The sequence below is a fragment of the Xanthomonas sp. NCPPB 2632 genome, from assembly GCF_041228075.2.
Classification (GTDB): Bacteria; Pseudomonadota; Gammaproteobacteria; order Xanthomonadales; family Rhodanobacteraceae; genus Luteibacter.
Window position 1 is genome coordinate 923,769 of the sequence record NZ_CM192979.1, and the last position, 13,711, is coordinate 937,479.

At 68.0% G+C, this 13,711-nt stretch carries 15 protein-coding genes; 10 read left to right on the forward strand and 5 right to left on the reverse strand.

All coding sequences use genetic code 11. The features are described from left to right. Nucleotides 1–14: 14 nt before the first annotated feature. The 3 genes from thiL to AB8808_RS04100 are packed head-to-tail and all read left to right on the forward strand — an operon-like array spanning nt 15 to nt 2,456. Nucleotides 15–968, forward strand: coding sequence for a thiamine-phosphate kinase (gene thiL / locus AB8808_RS04090; protein ID WP_369926972.1), 954 nt, complete (start codon nt 15–17; stop codon nt 966–968). Then, nucleotides 965–1,465: a phosphatidylglycerophosphatase A family protein gene (locus AB8808_RS04095; RefSeq protein ID WP_369926974.1), complete on the forward strand. Its 501-nt coding sequence runs from the start codon at nt 965–967 to the stop codon at nt 1,463–1,465. Before thiL ends, AB8808_RS04095 begins: the two co-directional genes overlap by 4 nt. Nucleotides 1,466–1,475: 10 nt before the next feature. Next, nucleotides 1,476–2,456: a potassium channel beta subunit family protein gene (locus AB8808_RS04100; protein WP_369926976.1), complete on the forward strand. Its 981-nt coding sequence runs from the start codon at nt 1,476–1,478 to the stop codon at nt 2,454–2,456. Here AB8808_RS04100 and AB8808_RS04105 read toward each other — a convergent pair. Together AB8808_RS04105 and AB8808_RS04110 are read right to left on the reverse strand one after the other, a co-directional pair. After that, nucleotides 2,441–3,175 carry a 16S rRNA (uracil(1498)-N(3))-methyltransferase gene (locus AB8808_RS04105; RefSeq protein ID WP_369926978.1) on the reverse strand — a complete coding sequence of 245 codons (735 nt, stop codon included), beginning with the start codon at nt 3,173–3,175 and terminating at the stop codon, nt 2,441–2,443. The genes AB8808_RS04100 and AB8808_RS04105 overlap by 16 nt on opposite strands. A gap of 50 nt (nt 3,176–3,225) precedes the next feature. After that, nucleotides 3,226–4,596, reverse strand: coding sequence for an adenosylmethionine--8-amino-7-oxononanoate transaminase (locus AB8808_RS04110; RefSeq protein ID WP_369926980.1), 1,371 nt, complete (start codon nt 4,594–4,596; stop codon nt 3,226–3,228). 58 nt (nt 4,597–4,654) lie between these two features. Here AB8808_RS04110 and gspN point away from each other — a divergent pair, with 58 nt between their 5' ends. From gspN to mazG, 5 genes are read left to right on the forward strand one after another with little or no spacing between them, the layout of a single operon-like run. Beyond that, entirely contained in the window at nt 4,655–5,428 is a 774-nt protein-coding gene (gspN, locus tag AB8808_RS04115; protein ID WP_369926982.1) for a type II secretion system protein N, read from the forward strand. Then, nucleotides 5,425–6,213, forward strand: a complete 789-nt coding sequence (locus AB8808_RS04120) for an inositol monophosphatase family protein (protein ID WP_285405788.1) — start codon at nt 5,425–5,427, stop codon at nt 6,211–6,213. The genes gspN and AB8808_RS04120 overlap by 4 nt, the downstream gene beginning before the upstream one ends. After that, nucleotides 6,210–6,767 (forward strand): ADP compounds hydrolase NudE, encoded by a 558-nt coding sequence (gene nudE / locus AB8808_RS04125; RefSeq protein ID WP_369926984.1) that lies wholly within the window; start codon nt 6,210–6,212, stop codon nt 6,765–6,767. The genes AB8808_RS04120 and nudE overlap by 4 nt, the downstream gene beginning before the upstream one ends. Continuing rightward, nucleotides 6,764–7,582, forward strand: a complete 819-nt coding sequence (gene cysQ, locus AB8808_RS04130; RefSeq protein ID WP_369926986.1) for a 3'(2'),5'-bisphosphate nucleotidase CysQ — start codon at nt 6,764–6,766, stop codon at nt 7,580–7,582. Before nudE ends, cysQ begins: the two co-directional genes overlap by 4 nt. Beyond that, nucleotides 7,579–8,364 carry a nucleoside triphosphate pyrophosphohydrolase gene (gene mazG, locus AB8808_RS04135; protein ID WP_369926988.1) on the forward strand — a complete coding sequence of 262 codons (786 nt, stop codon included), beginning with the start codon at nt 7,579–7,581 and terminating at the stop codon, nt 8,362–8,364. Before cysQ ends, mazG begins: the two co-directional genes overlap by 4 nt. A 322-nt stretch (nt 8,365–8,686) precedes the next feature. Here the strand turns inward: mazG and AB8808_RS04140 are convergent, their stop codons facing one another. Next, nucleotides 8,687–9,229, reverse strand: a complete 543-nt coding sequence (locus AB8808_RS04140; RefSeq protein ID WP_369926990.1) for a hypothetical protein — start codon at nt 9,227–9,229, stop codon at nt 8,687–8,689. Nucleotides 9,230–9,392: 163 nt separating this feature from the next. On the opposite strand from AB8808_RS04140, the gene AB8808_RS04145 reads away from it, so the two are divergent. After that, on the forward strand, nt 9,393–10,175 hold the full coding sequence (locus tag AB8808_RS04145) for a DUF4097 family beta strand repeat-containing protein (protein ID WP_369926992.1): 783 nt from the start codon (nt 9,393–9,395) through the stop codon (nt 10,173–10,175). Between the two features lie 89 nt (nt 10,176–10,264). Beyond that, nucleotides 10,265–11,368 carry an SLC13 family permease gene (locus tag AB8808_RS04150; RefSeq protein WP_369926994.1) on the forward strand — a complete coding sequence of 368 codons (1,104 nt, stop codon included), beginning with the start codon at nt 10,265–10,267 and terminating at the stop codon, nt 11,366–11,368. Nucleotides 11,369–11,575: 207 nt separating this feature from the next. Here AB8808_RS04150 and AB8808_RS04155 read toward each other — a convergent pair whose 3' ends face one another. Together AB8808_RS04155 and AB8808_RS04160 are read right to left on the reverse strand one after the other, a co-directional pair. Beyond that, nucleotides 11,576–12,859, reverse strand: coding sequence for a polyhydroxyalkanoate depolymerase (locus AB8808_RS04155; protein WP_369926995.1), 1,284 nt, complete (start codon nt 12,857–12,859; stop codon nt 11,576–11,578). Nucleotides 12,860–12,942: 83 nt separating this feature from the next. Further along, nucleotides 12,943–13,707 carry a class I SAM-dependent methyltransferase gene (locus AB8808_RS04160; protein WP_369926997.1) on the reverse strand — a complete coding sequence of 255 codons (765 nt, stop codon included), beginning with the start codon at nt 13,705–13,707 and terminating at the stop codon, nt 12,943–12,945. Nucleotides 13,708–13,711: the final 4 nt, after the last annotated feature.

The window sequence follows — 13,711 nt, forward strand, 5'->3', positions numbered from 1 at the left end:
GACAAGGAACCTGCATGGAATTCGACCTGATCGACCGCATCCGCCGTCACACCAGCGTCCATCGCGACGATGTGCTGACGGGGATCGGCGACGATGCGGCCGTGGTGGCCGTGCCCGCCGGGCGTGAACTGGCGATCGCGGTGGACACGCTGGTGGAGGGCATCCATTTTCCGCCGGGTACCGATCCGGCGGACATCGGCTGGAAAGCGTTGGCGGTGAATCTTTCCGATCTGGCCGCCATGGGGGCCACGCCCGCGTGGGCCTTGCTGGCGTTGACCACGCCCGACGGCGACGAAGCCTTCTTCGACGGCCTGGCCCGCGGTTTTGCCGAACTGGCCACGCCGTATCGCCTCGCGTTGATCGGTGGGGACACCACGCGTGGGCCGCTGACGGTCACCGTGGCGGTCCACGGCTTCATCGCACCGGGCGAGGCGTTGCTGCGTTCCGGCGCGCGCGTGGGCGACGCGGTGATGGTCACCGGCACGCTCGGTGACGCGGCGGCCGGCCTGCGTTGCCTCGAGGAAAACGACATCACGCCCTATGCCGGCATGATCGAGCGGCTGAACCGGCCGGTGCCGCGCGTGTCGGCCGGGCAGGCGTTGCGCGGGGTGGCCACCGCCTGCATCGATATCTCCGACGGCCTGGTGGCCGACCTTGGCCACATCTGCACGGCCAGCGGCGTGGGCGCGTCCATCGATGCCGCGTTGCTGCCGCGATCGTCCGCGCTGCTGACGCATTTCGCCGAGGCCGACGCGCAGGACTTCGCGCTGGGTGGCGGCGACGACTACGAGCTGTGCTTCACGGTACCCGCCGACCAGGCGGCCGAGGTAGGCGCCGTGCTTTCGCGGCTCGGCTGCGGTGCCACGCGCATCGGGCGCATCGTCGAAGGCGCGGGCGTGCGCGTGGTCGATGCCGTGGGCGAAACACTCGCGCCCGCGCGCAGCGGCTGGAACCACTTCGCGGCATGAGCACCAAGTACGTCCTCGATCCGACCGACCGCCGCCGCCTGCTGGCCTCGCCGGCGGGCTGGCTGGCCTGCGGGTTCGGCTCGGGCCTGGCGCCGAAGGCGCAGGGCACGTTCGGTTCAGCGGCGGCGATCCTGCCGTGGCTTCTGCTGCGCGACCTGTCGCCGCTCGCCTGGCTGGCCGTCCTGGTGGTGAGCTTCGCCATCGGCGTGTGGGCGTGCGAGGTCGCCGGGCGCATCCTCGGCGTGGCCGACCATCGCAGCCTGGTCTGGGACGAGTTCGTCGGCCAGTGGATCGCCTTGCTTCCCGCGCTGCTTGCCCCTTGGTGGGTGGTGCTGGCCGGGTTCGCCTTGTTCCGCCTGTTCGATGTGTGGAAGCCCTGGCCGATCGCGTGGTTCGATCGCCGCGTGAAGGGTGGCCTGGGCGTCATGCTGGACGATGTCATCGCCGGCCTCTTCGCCGCGGCCGTGCTGTCGCTGGTTCTCTTCTTCGTTCGCTAGGAATGTCCCGATGGAATACCGCCGCCTCGGTTCGACCGGCCTCAAGGTGTCCGCGCTGTCTTTCGGCGCATGGGTGACGTTCGGCCGTCAGGTCGGGCGCACGCAGGCCCGAGAGCTCATCGCGCTGGCCTACGGCCGCGGCGTCAACTTCTTCGACAATGCCGAGACCTACAACGCCGGTGACGCCGAGCGCCTCATGGGCGACGTGATCGCCGACCTGCGCCTGCCGCGCGATGCATACGTGGTATCCAGCAAGGTCTACTTCGGTGCGGTGACCGATCCGAAACCCACCCAGCGCGGCCTGTCGCGCAAGCACGTGTTCGATGCATGCCATCAGGCGTTGCAGCGCCTGCGCGTGGATTACCTCGACCTGTACTTCTGCCACCGTGCGGATCCCGATACGCCGATCCTGGAAACCGTGCTCGCCATGGATGCCCTGGTCCGGCAGGGCAAGGTCATGTATTGGGGCACCAGCGAATGGACGGCCGCGCAGATCGAAGAGGCACATGGGCTGGCCCGCGAGCACCACCTCATCGCGCCGTCGATGGAGCAGCCGCAGTACAACCTGCTGCATCGCGAGCGGTTCGAGCGGGAATACGCGCCGCTGTACGAGCGCTACGGCATGGGCACCACCATCTGGTCGCCGCTCGCGTCGGGCCTGCTGACGGGCAAGTACAACGACGGCGTGCCGGACGATTCGCGCCTGGGCCAGCCGGGCAATGCCTGGCTGCGTGACGAAAAGCTCGCCAACGACGGGGCTTGGCTGCACACCGTGCGTGCCCTCGCGCCGATCGCCGCCGACCTCGGTCTGCCGATGGCCACGATGTCGCTGGCCTGGTGCCTGAAAAACCCGCACGTCTCCACCGTGATCCTCGGCGCCAGCCGCACGTCGCAGCTGGAAGCCAACCTGGGGGCGCTGGATGCGGTGCCCCTGCTGGATGACGACGTGATGCGCCGCATCGACGGCGTGTTGGGTCAGAGGTCGCCGTAGAGCGCCTGTAGCGCGGCGATGGCGGCCAGGCCCGCCGTCTCCGTGCGCAGGATGCGCGGGCCCAGCCTCAGGCCGGTGAACCCGTGCGCCGCCAGTGCCGTGCGATCGCGCTCGCCGAAACCACCCTCCGGTCCGATGGCGAGCAGTGCGGGGCCGGCGAGGGCGAGTTCCCCCGGACGCCGCGTGCCCTCGGGCAACAGGGCAAGCCGCATGGCGCTGTCGTCGCCCAGGGCGGCCAGCCAGGTCGCCATGGGCACCGCCGCGTCCACCTGCGGCACGCGTGCGCGACCGGATTGCTCGCAGGCGCTGGCGGCCACGGCGCGCCAGTGCAACAGGCGCTTCTCGCCACGCGCGGCATCCAGTTTCACCTCGGACCGCTCGGTGAGGATCGGCACGATGCGGGCGACGCCGAGTTCGGTCGCCTTCTGCACGATCAGGTCCATCTTCTCGCCGCGCGCCACGCCCTGCACCAGGGTCAGCGCCAGGGGCGATTCGTTATGCACGGGGCGGCCCTCGCCCACGTGTGCCACCACCTCGCGCTTGCCGACGCTGGCCAGCGTGGCGTCGAATTCCATGCCGTCGTCGCCGGAGAACAGCACCACCGGCGCACCCGCTTCCAGGCGTAGCACGCGGGCCACATGCTCGCCTGCCTGGGCGGGCAGGATCAGGTCCTGCCCGCTGGCCAGCGGCATGTCGACATGGATGCGAATGCTGCGCATGGTGGCGTCCCTCGGTGGCAAACCGTCATTGTAGCGACGGCGTGCCGCCGCTAACGGGTGGCGGTGTCGATGCCGGCGATGGCGGTATCCACCATGAAGTCGATCTCGTCTTCCGTAATGGCGTAGGGCGGCATGAAGTAGACGATATCGCCCAGCGGACGCAGCAGCGCGCCGTGGGCCAGGCCGTGGCGGTACACGCGCAGGCCACGGCGATCGCCGGCCGGGAACGGTGTGCGCTTCGACTTGTCCGCGACCATCTCCACGGCGGCGATCATCCCGGTCTGGCGTACCTGCGCCACGTGCGGATGGTCCGCGAGCGGAGCGATCCGCTGCGCCATGCGCGCGGCCAGCACGCGGTTGCGCTCCAGCACGGGATCGTCGCGGAAGATGCCCAGCGTGGCGGTGGCGGCCCGGCAGGCCAGCGGGTTGCCGGTGTAGCTATGCGAGTGCAGGAAGGCTTTGCCCGTCGCGTATTCCGCGTAGAACGCGTGGTACACGTCCTGCGTGGTGAGCACGGCCGATAACGGCAGGAAACCGCCGGTGAGGCCCTTGGACAGGCACATGAAGTCGGGCGAGACGCCGGCCTGCTCGCAGGCGAACAGCGTGCCCGTGCGGCCGAAGCCCACGGCGATCTCGTCGGCGATGAAGTGCACGTCGAACTCGTCGCACAACGCGCGCAGCCCAGTGAGATAGGACGCGTCGTACATGCGCATGCCGCCGGCGCACTGCACCAGCGGCTCGACGATCACCGCGCAGGTTTCGTGCGCGTGGCGTTCGAGGATGTCGCGCATCTGCGCGAGGCGGCGGGTGGCGATCTCGCGTGGCGTTTCGCCCGGTTCGCCTTCGTAGGTGTCGGCGGAAGGGGCGAGCTCCGGCGTCAGCAGCAGCGGCGCATAGGTTTTCCGGTACAGCGCCACGTCGCTGACCGAAAGGGCGCCCAGTGTCTCGCCGTGGTAACTGCCGGTGAGCGCGATGAACCGGGTCTTCTCGCCGTGGCCCCGGTTGAGCCAGTAGTGGAAGCTCATCTTCAGCGCCACCTCGATCGCGGCGGAGCCGTTGTCGGCCAGGAACACGCGATCCAGGCCCGGCGGCGTGATGCGCACCAGTTCCTCGGCCAGTTCCACGGCGGGGGCGTGGGTGAAGCCGGCGAAGATCACGTGTTCCAGCTTGTCGAGCTGGTCCTTCACCGCACTGGCGATGCGGGGTTCCGCATGGCCGAACAGGTTGGTCCACCAGGAACTGACGGCATCGAGGTAACGCCGGCCGTCGGTGCCGACCAGCCATGCCCCTTCGCCGCGTGCGACGGGTACCATGGGCAGGGTTTCGTGGTCGTGCATCTGGGTGCACGGGTGCCAGAGGACGGAAAGGTCGCGCGCGACGAGCGTGTCGGCCGCCTGGGAAGCGAAAAGGGTCTCGGTCATCGGCCCATCATCGCCCCCGGGCCGCCGTGCCTCAAGTAAGGAGTGTCGAGGTGATGGTTTGAAATGGCTTCGTCGGGTCGCCCTGGGCGTCGTCGTGCTGCTGCTTGCCGGCGGCCTGTTCTACTGGTTCCTGCCTGCCGGCGTGGCCGTGCCGCTGTTCGCCGCGCGCGCGAAGGGCGTGGTGCTGGACGACCTGTCGGGCACGCTCTGGGATGGACGCGCGGGTCGCATCACGGCGCGTGACGGCCGCGAACTGGGCCAGGCCAGCTGGCGCCTGGGGCGGGACGCCATCTTCGGTCGCATCCACCTGCAGCTGCACATGGACGGTCGTGCCGGGCGCTTCGACGGCCACCTGGAGCGTACCGATCCCGACACCGTGCACTGGACCGGCGTCGATTTCCGGCTGGATGCAGCGGCGCTGGCCGGTCCGGCTTCCCCGCAGGACCTGGCGCCGCTGGGCGTCGTCGAAGGCCATATCCCGCAGGCCGACCTCCAGGGCAACTGGCCGCTGGCGCTGGACGCGGTCATCCGCTGGCACGCCGCGGCCGTGCGCACGCCGGAAGGCGTCGTGGCGCTGGGCAACCTGGCCCTGAAGGCAGCCAGTGTTGGTGGCGTGCTGCGTGCCACGCTGGCCGACGACGGCCAGGGGCCGCTGGCCGCGAACGCGGCCCTTGCCGCCTCGCCCCTCGGCTGGCGCCTCGACGGCCGCCTGGCCCCGCGCGCCCCCGACACCGCGCTTTCGCATTTCATCGCCCGGTTCGGCCCGCTGGGTCGCGACGGTGCCGTCAACCTCCAACGCAAGGCCGGGCTCGCCCCCGCGAACACGCCATGACCGATACCCTCGACACCGCGCTTGCCGCTGCCCGGGAAGCCGCGCAGGCCGCGGCGGAGATCATCCTGCATTACTGGCGCTCGGGCGTGGAGGTGATCGTCAAGGGCGACGACACCCCGGTGACCGCCGCCGATCGCGAAGCCGAGATGGCGATCCGAGGCATCCTGGCCGCGGCCCTGCCGGAGGCGGGCATCTACGGCGAGGAATACGGTGCGGACGACACCTCGCGCGAGTACCTCTGGCTGGTGGACCCGCTGGACGGCACCAAGAGTTTCGTCCGCCGCACGCCGTTCTTTTCCACGCAGATCGCGCTGATGCATCGCGGCGAACTGGTGCTGGGCGTGTCCTCGGCCCCCGTGTACGGCGAACGCATGTGGGCGGTGCGTGGCCGTGGCGCCTTCCTCGATGGCGAGCCGGTCCGCGTGGCGCCTACCGCCCGACTGGCGGAGGCGTCAATTTCCACGGGCAACGTGAAGACGCTCACGGCCGACCGCCGCTGGGATGCCCTGGGCGGCCTGATCCGCGACAGCAACCGCATTCGCGGCTACGGCGATTTCTGCCACTACCACCTCCTGGCGCGCGGCTCGCTCGACCTGGTCATCGAGTCCGACGTGAATATCCTCGACATTGCCGCGCTGGCGGTGATCGTCACCGAGGCCGGAGGCGTCTTCACCGACCTGTCCGGTGCCGCGCCGGGTCTCGACACGCGCAGCGTGCTGGCCGGCACCCCTGCGATCCATGCCGAGGCGCTGGTCCGGCTCACCGACGGTACAATCGACCGATGAACAAACGCCCGACGATCCTTGCGACGCGCGATGCGTCCACCACGCACTTCCGTCACGCGGAGGAAGTGGACCTGGAGTTCTCCAACGGCGAGCGCCGCACCTTCCAGCGCCTGAAAAGCAGCGGCCACGGGGCCGTGCTGATCGTGCCCATGCAGGACGCGGACACCGTGCTGCTGGTGCGCGAATACAGCGTGGGCGTGGACCACTACGAACTGGGCGCGCCCAAGGGCCGCATGGATGCCGGTGAGACCGCGGAGGAAGGCGCCAACCGCGAACTGAAGGAAGAAGTGGGTTTCGGTGCGCGCAAGCTCACCTTCCTCGGCACGCTGTCGCTCTCGCCGGCCTACATGACCCACCGCATCCACGTGGTGCTGGCCGAAGACCTCTACCCCGAGCGCCTGCCCGGTGACGAGCCGGAAGAACTGGAAGTCGTGTCCTGGCGCATGGACAACCTGCACGAACTGATCGCCCGCGAGGATGTCACCGACGGTCGTTCCATCGCCGCGCTGTTCATGGCCCGCGAGTACCTCGCCGGTCGCTACAAACCGGTATGACGGTGGCGTACGCGGATTGGCTCGACCCGGTCTGTGCGATCGCGCGCCAGGCCGCCGATGCGATCCTGGCCATCTACGCGCACGACTTCGAAGTGGTGCGCAAGGACGACGACTCCCCGGTGACCGCGGCGGATCTCGCCGCGCAACGTGTCATCGCCGAAGGCCTGCACAGTCTCGCACCGGGCGTTCCCGTGATTTCGGAAGAAGCCCTGGCCGCGCCGTGGTCCGAGCGTCGCACCTGGCGCCGCTACTGGCTGGTCGATCCACTGGATGGCACCCGCGAATTCGTCAAGCGCAACGGCGAGTTCACCGTCAACATCGCGCTCATCGAGGATCACAGACCGGTGCTGGGCGTGGTGCTGGTCCCGGTCTCGGGCGATCTGTATGCCGCGGTGTCCGGTGGCGGTGCCTGGCGCCAGCGCACGGTGGGTGCGCCTCGCGAGGCGCTGGCCACACGGCCGGCCAACGGGCTGCTGATGGTCACCGGCAGCCGTTCCTACGGCACCGGCCGCACCATGACGCTGCTGGATCGCCTGGGCACCCACGAGACCTTCGCCCTGGGCTCGTCGCTGAAGTTCTGCGTGATCGCCCGCGGCGAGGCGGATATCTACCTGCGTCTGGGCGCCACCTCGGAGTGGGATACGGCCGCGGCGCAGTGCGTGCTCGAGGAGGCCGGCGGCGCGGTGCTCGACCTGGCCGGGCGCCCGTTCCGCTACAACACGCGCGATTCGCTGATCAATCCCGAATTCATTGCCTGCGGCGACACCACAGTGGACTGGGCGGCGCGCCTGATCGATCCGGACGACGCGGCATGAGCCGGCCCGTGGACGACCTCATCGCGATCATGGCGCGCCTGCGCGATCCGGCCACGGGCTGCCCGTGGGACGTGAAGCAGGACTTCGCCTCCATCGCGCCGTACACCATCGAGGAAGCGTACGAGGTAGCCGACGCGATCGACCGCCACGACATGCACGACCTGCGCGACGAACTGGGCGACCTGTTGTTGCAAGTGGTGTTCCACGCGCGCATGGCGGAGGAAGCCGGGCACTTCGCCTTCGGCGACGTGGTGCAGTCCATCTGCGAGAAGATGGTCCGCCGCCATCCGCACGTGTTCGACGAGGTGACGCATGAAAGCGACGCCGCGCGCTCGCGCGACTGGGACCGGTTGAAGGCGGAAGAACGCCGCATCAAGGGCGGCGACGACACCAGTGCGCTCGCCGGTATCTCGCACGGCCTGCCCGAATGGCAGCGTGCGGTGAAACTGCAGAAGCGTGCCGCCAACGTCGGCTTCGACTGGCCCGATCATCGACCGGTGCTGGACAAGATCGTCGAGGAAATCGACGAGGTGCGCTACGAGTTCGACAACGGCGCGGACGAGGAACGCCTCGCCGACGAGATCGGCGACGTGCTGTTCGTCGCGGCCAATCTGGCCCGGCATGCGAAGGTCGATGTGTCGCGCGCGCTACGCGGTGCGAACGCGAAGTTCGAACGCCGCTTCCGCGGCATGGAAGCTATGGCCGCCTCTGAAGGTCGCACGCTGGCGTCATACACGCTGGAAGAACAGGAAGCCCTCTGGTCCCGCGTAAAAGCCATGTAGGAGCGCACGATGTGCGCGATCCCTCGGCCGTTATCATGCGAATGAGGCGAGATATCGGCACAGGCGGGCGCTTCCGTGAATCCGGTTGTTAAGGTAGGTGTTGCCTCGTTTGGCGATCGGAAACGCCTCGCCTGGATGGATGGTGCGGCATCACCGCTTTGTTGGCTTTTCGCGCACAGCGTGCGCTCCTACGCTGCGCATGGATGGGGGGTGCGGCTTCGTCGCTTTGTTGGCTTTTCGCGCACAGCGTGCGCTCCTACGGCGCGGCGGGTGTAGGAGCGCACGATGTGCGCGATGCTTTGATGTGCGCGATGCCTTCGGTTTATTTCGCGTCAGGCGTCTTGGCCGCCATGCGCTGCTGCATGTGTTGCCTGAAGGCTTCCATGTCCTGGTGGCGTTTCTGGTCCTGGGCGAGGTTTTCGTCCAGGCTCTTGCGCAACGTGGCGATGGCCGCATCCACGTTCTGCGGTTGCATCTGCGCGCGGGCCAGGTGACGGTAGGCGTAGTCGCGGACCATCGGGTTCTGCGACTTGGCCAGCACCTCGTTGTATAGCGCCGGCAGTTCCTTCTGGCGGCCGGTGCTCACGTAAAGGCGCTCGAGCGAGCGGAGGTCGCCGATGACGCCGGCGTTCTGCATGCCGCCGTGGCCGTGACGGCCCCAGCCGCCGCGATCGCCGCGGCCGTGGTCGTCGCCCTTGTTCCACTTCGGGCCACCTTGGGGGCCCTGCGCGGCATTCGCGGGCGGCGCCATGCGCGCGGTCGGGGTGGCTGGGGCCTGGGGAGCGGCATCCTGCGCATACGCGAAGGCGGCCGAGCCGGCAAGGAGGAGGGAAGCGGCACTGGCGAGAAGGGTCTTGCGTTGCATAGGGTATCTCCCGGTTGGACTTGCACGATGAAAAACGTGCCGCCCGGCAAGCCGTTGACCAAGTCGTTGCCGGCCGCTCAGGTTCGCGTGAAGGGCCTTGCAACCTTTTTCGCGCGGGCGGCATCCATCCCTGGTTGCAACCCATCACTGAAGGGGATTCCCCATGCGCCACCTGGTTCTCGCCTCGCTCCTGCTGCTGCCCGCTGTCGCCCTGGCGGACAACGTGCCCTCCTGCGCCTTCCATGCGGACCGCAATCTCGATCTCGACCTCTCGGGGGTGCGCTCCGTGCGCTTCGTGGTCAACTCCTACGATCTGTCCGTCCAGGGTGGATCGGCCGCAGGCAAGGGCACCCTCCGCGGCAAGGCCTGCGGCTCCGATCAGAAGATCGTCGACAACCTGATCGTCACCCAGGAAAAGCGTGGCGACACGCTGGTGGTGGAACTGACCGAGAAGGACAAATCGTGGTCGGGTGGCTGGGGCAACCACTACAGCTACCTCAAGGTGGAAGCCACGATTCCCGCCAGCCTGCCGGTGACGGTCGAAGCCGGCTCCGGTGACGTCAAGCTGCGCAGCATCGCCTCGCTGGACGTCGGCGCCGGGTCCGGCGATATCGAGGCATCCGACGTCAAGGGTGCCGTGCATGCACGCATCGGATCGGGCGACGTGAAGGTCGACGGCGCCGGGTCGATGAGCGTGGATTCGGTCGGTTCGGGTGATCTCACGGCCCGCCAAGTCCATGGCGACGTAAGGATCGGCACGGTCGGTTCGGGCGATGCCAAGCTGACCGACGTGGATGGCAGCGTCGACGTGGGGTCGATCGGCTCGGGCGATCTGGGCGTCGATGGCGTAAAGGGCAACCTGACCGTGCGCACGAAAGGCAGCGGCGACATCGAGCAGCACGGCGTCGCCGGCAAGGTGAGCATACCCGTCAGCAAGGACGACTGACCCCGGTATGCGCTGCGCGGTGTCGCCTTGTACATCCAGGCGACACCGCGTAACGCTATGATCCCGCCCTCTTTGGCGGAATCCATTCCATGACGTGGCTACCCGACTCGTTGCGCAACCTGCGCCGCGACGTGCTTTTCCTTGTCCTCCTGGCGGCTGCCGTGGCGTTCGCGGTGGCCCAGCCGTCGCGGATCTCGAGCTGGCCCGGCCTGGTGGACTGGCCGACCATCGCCACCCTCACGGGCCTGCTGATCCTGACCAAGGCGGTGGAACACAGCGGCGCGCTGAACGTCGCCGGCCGCTGGCTGATCGACCGTACCGCCACCCGGCGGATCGCGGCGCTGGGCCTGGTCGCGCTGACCGCGCTGCTGTCGATGCTGCTGACCAACGACGTGTCGTTGTTCGTCATGGTGCCACTCACCCTCAGCATGTGTCGCATCGCCCGCATGCCAGCGACGCGCCTGGTGATTTTCGAGGCACTGGCCGTGAACGCCGGTTCGATGCTCACCCCGATCGGCAATCCGCAAAACCTGTTCCTGTGGCAGCAATGGGACAACGGCTTCGGCGGCTTCGTGCTGGCCATGCTGCCGCTGGTGGCGATCGTGATGGTGCTTCTGCTGGTGGTGACCGCCGTCGCGTTTCCCGCCAAGCCGCTGGAAGTGCATGAAAGCAGCGAGCAGGCGGTGGACCGGGGCATGCTGGTCACCGCGGCGGCCCTATACCTGCCTTTCTTGGTGCTGGCCGATCTGCACCACGAACTGTGGGCGCTGCTGGGCGTGCTGGTCGTTTTCCTGGTTTTCCGCCGCCGCGTGGTGGCCGCGATCGACTGGGGGCTGCTGCTGACCTTCGTACTGATGTTCATCGACCTGCGCATGCTGGCCGGCCTGGAGACGATCCGCTCGTTCATCGGCGGCCTCGGACTCGATACGCCCTGGCACCTCTACGCGACGGGTGCGCTGGCCTCGCAGGTGGTGAGCAACGTACCCGCGGCCATCCTGCTGGCGGAGTACTCGCACGACTGGCGCACCATCGCGTTCGGCGTGAACGTGGGCGGCTTCGGCTTCGTGCTGGGCTCGCTGGCCAACCTGATCGCCCTGCGCCTGCTGGGCGAGCGCAAGGCCTGGGCCACGTTCCACTTCTGGTCCGTGCCCTTCTTCATCGTCGTCGGCCTGATCGGCTGGGCGCTGTTGTAGGAGCGCGCGATGCGCGCGAACCCTCAGGAGGGCTATGGCGAATGAAGCCGAACGCCAAATCGAGCGGACGTTTTTAGACGCCCGACAAAGCCGGCTTTATCGGGCGTAACGCCGGCTGGTGCGTCGCGTTCGGCATCGTTCGCCATAGGAATGGTGAGGGTTCGCGGACATCGTCCGCTCCTACACGCACACATATGCCGGACGTGATCAGACCGGCCGGTTACCCTGCGCGCCGGTGTTGCTGTTGCCCTTATCGTGCGCCTTGATGAAGTCGCGTACGTCGGGATACACCACTTCACGCCAGCGGCGGCCGCTGAAAATGCCGTAGTGGCCGGCACCTTCGATGACGATGTGTTTCTTGCGCTTCTTGGCGATGCCCTTGCACAGGCCGTGCGCGGCTTCCGTCTGGCCGGCTCCCGAGATGTCGTCCAGCTCGCCTTCGATGGTGAGCAGGGCGGTGTTCTTGATCTTCGCCGGCTGCACCAGCTCGCCGTGGATTTCCCACGTGCCCTTGGGCAGACGGTGCTCCTGGAACACGGTCTCGATGGTGTCGAGGTAATACTCCGCCGGCATGTCGAGCACCGCGTTGTATTCGTCGTAGAACTTGCGGTGCTGCTCGGCGTCGTCGAGGTCGCCCTTGCGCAGGTTTTCGTAGAAATCCCAGTGCGACATGACGTGCCGGCTCGGGTTCATGGCGAGGAAGCCGGCGTGCTGCAGGAAGCCTGGATACACCTCGCGGCCCGCGCCAGGGTACTGGTAGGGCACCTTGTGGATCAGCTGGTTGCGAAACCAAGACAGCGGCCGCGTGGTGGCCAGGTTGTCGACGCTGGTCGGGCTCTTGCGGGTGTCGATCGGTCCGCCCATCAGCGTGAGCGTGGCCGGGGTGGCCTCGCCGCGTGCGGCCATCAGCGAGACCGCGGCCAGCACCGGCACGGTGGGCTGGCAGACCGACACCACGTGCGCACGGTGCACGCCGACGTGACGGATGAATTCCTCGATGTAGGCCACGTAGTCCGCCAGTGAGAACGAGCCGGCGTCGAGGGGAATCATGCGGGCGTCCACCCAGTCGGTGATGTACACCTTGTGGTCGCGCAGCAGCGTGCGCACCGTATCGCGCAGCAGCGTGGAGTGGTGGCCGGACAGCGGGGCGACCACGAGCACGGCGGGGTCGTTCTTCATCGTGTCGACCGTGGCCTGGTCGTCGGAGAAGCGCTTGAAGCGCTTCAGCGTGCAGAAGGGCTTGGCCAGCGCCACCTGTTCCACGATGGCCACGTCATGCCCGTGGGCATGCACGCTGTGGATGTCGAACTGCGGTTTTTCGTAGGCCTTGCCCAGCCGGAACATCAACTCGTAACCCGCGGCGGCGCGGTCGGCGCCAGGCATGCGGGCAAACGGGCTGGCGGCATCGCCGAACATCTTCGCGCTCGCCTCGGCCCAGTAGGTCAGCGGGCTGAGCATCGAGCGTTGCCATTCGTGCATGAGATAGAGCATGCCGATTCCGGAAGGGGCGGGGAGGGTGGCGCATCATAACCAGTTGCGCCGCGCCATGTGTAAAGCCCCTGTTTTTACTCGATTTAAGTGGCGGCCTTGCGGCAGACCAGCAGCACTTCGTCGACCCCGGGGCCTGGCTCGAAGCCGGGCGTGAAGGCCAGCGCCTTCTGGAACCGGATGCCCAGCGGCATGAAAACGCGGTTGTACCACCACATGGCGCGTGCCCGCTGGTGGGTCAGGTACCACTGGCCCAGATCGAGCAGCTTCGACGATTTCGGCTGCATGCCGTAGACGGCGCTGCGCTCGATCGTGAAGCCGTGACGGGCCAGCAGGTCGCGGATGGCGTCGGGCTCATAGCGGCGGTAATGCCCGACGAAGTCGTCGAACGCCGTCCACGCCTCGGGGTGCAGCGGCACGGAGATCAGCAGGCGGGCGCCGGGCTCGGCGACGCGCGCCAGTTCGCCCAGCGCCCCCTCGTCGTCCACCACGTGTTCCAGGATGTCGAAGGCGCAGACGAAGTCGAAACTGGCGTCCCGAAAGGGCAGGGCCCCGATCATGGCGTTGGCCACGCGGGCGCCGTGACGGCCCAGCTCGGCCAGGGCCGGGCGGCTGAGGTCCACGAACTGGGTGCCGTCCAGGGGCAGCCGCGGGCGCAGGCCCGGGGCCACTTCCAGGCGGCGGGTGGTCTGCGCCGTCAGCTCGGCCACCAGCGGCCACGTGTTGAAACGGTCGGGCGAAAACAGCTTTGCCTCGGACCACAGGGCGTCGTAGAAGCGCTTGTTGCTGCCGATCAGGTCGGCGTCGGTCCGCGTGGCCGTCGAGCCCGAGGTGAATGATGCGATGGTCATGCGT

Excerpts from the sequence above, each read along its gene's own strand:
- thiL (WP_369926972.1), top strand. The coding sequence starts at position 15 with ATGGAATTCGACCTGATCGACCGCATCCGCCGTCACACCAGCGTCCAT.
- AB8808_RS04095 (WP_369926974.1), top strand. The coding sequence starts at position 965 with ATGAGCACCAAGTACGTCCTCGATCCGACCGACCGCCGCCGCCTGCTG.
- AB8808_RS04100 (WP_369926976.1), top strand. The coding sequence starts at position 1,476 with ATGGAATACCGCCGCCTCGGTTCGACCGGCCTCAAGGTGTCCGCGCTG.
- AB8808_RS04105 (WP_369926978.1), bottom strand. The coding sequence starts at position 3,175 with ATGCGCAGCATTCGCATCCATGTCGACATGCCGCTGGCCAGCGGGCAG.
- AB8808_RS04110 (WP_369926980.1), bottom strand. The coding sequence starts at position 4,596 with ATGACCGAGACCCTTTTCGCTTCCCAGGCGGCCGACACGCTCGTCGCG.
- AB8808_RS04120 (WP_285405788.1), top strand. The coding sequence starts at position 5,425 with ATGACCGATACCCTCGACACCGCGCTTGCCGCTGCCCGGGAAGCCGCG.
- nudE (WP_369926984.1), top strand. The coding sequence starts at position 6,210 with ATGAACAAACGCCCGACGATCCTTGCGACGCGCGATGCGTCCACCACG.
- cysQ (WP_369926986.1), top strand. The coding sequence starts at position 6,764 with ATGACGGTGGCGTACGCGGATTGGCTCGACCCGGTCTGTGCGATCGCG.
- mazG (WP_369926988.1), top strand. The coding sequence starts at position 7,579 with ATGAGCCGGCCCGTGGACGACCTCATCGCGATCATGGCGCGCCTGCGC.
- AB8808_RS04140 (WP_369926990.1), bottom strand. The coding sequence starts at position 9,229 with ATGCAACGCAAGACCCTTCTCGCCAGTGCCGCTTCCCTCCTCCTTGCC.
- AB8808_RS04145 (WP_369926992.1), top strand. The coding sequence starts at position 9,393 with ATGCGCCACCTGGTTCTCGCCTCGCTCCTGCTGCTGCCCGCTGTCGCC.
- AB8808_RS04150 (WP_369926994.1), top strand. The coding sequence starts at position 10,265 with ATGACGTGGCTACCCGACTCGTTGCGCAACCTGCGCCGCGACGTGCTT.
- AB8808_RS04155 (WP_369926995.1), bottom strand. The coding sequence starts at position 12,859 with ATGCTCTATCTCATGCACGAATGGCAACGCTCGATGCTCAGCCCGCTG.
- AB8808_RS04160 (WP_369926997.1), bottom strand. The coding sequence starts at position 13,707 with ATGACCATCGCATCATTCACCTCGGGCTCGACGGCCACGCGGACCGAC.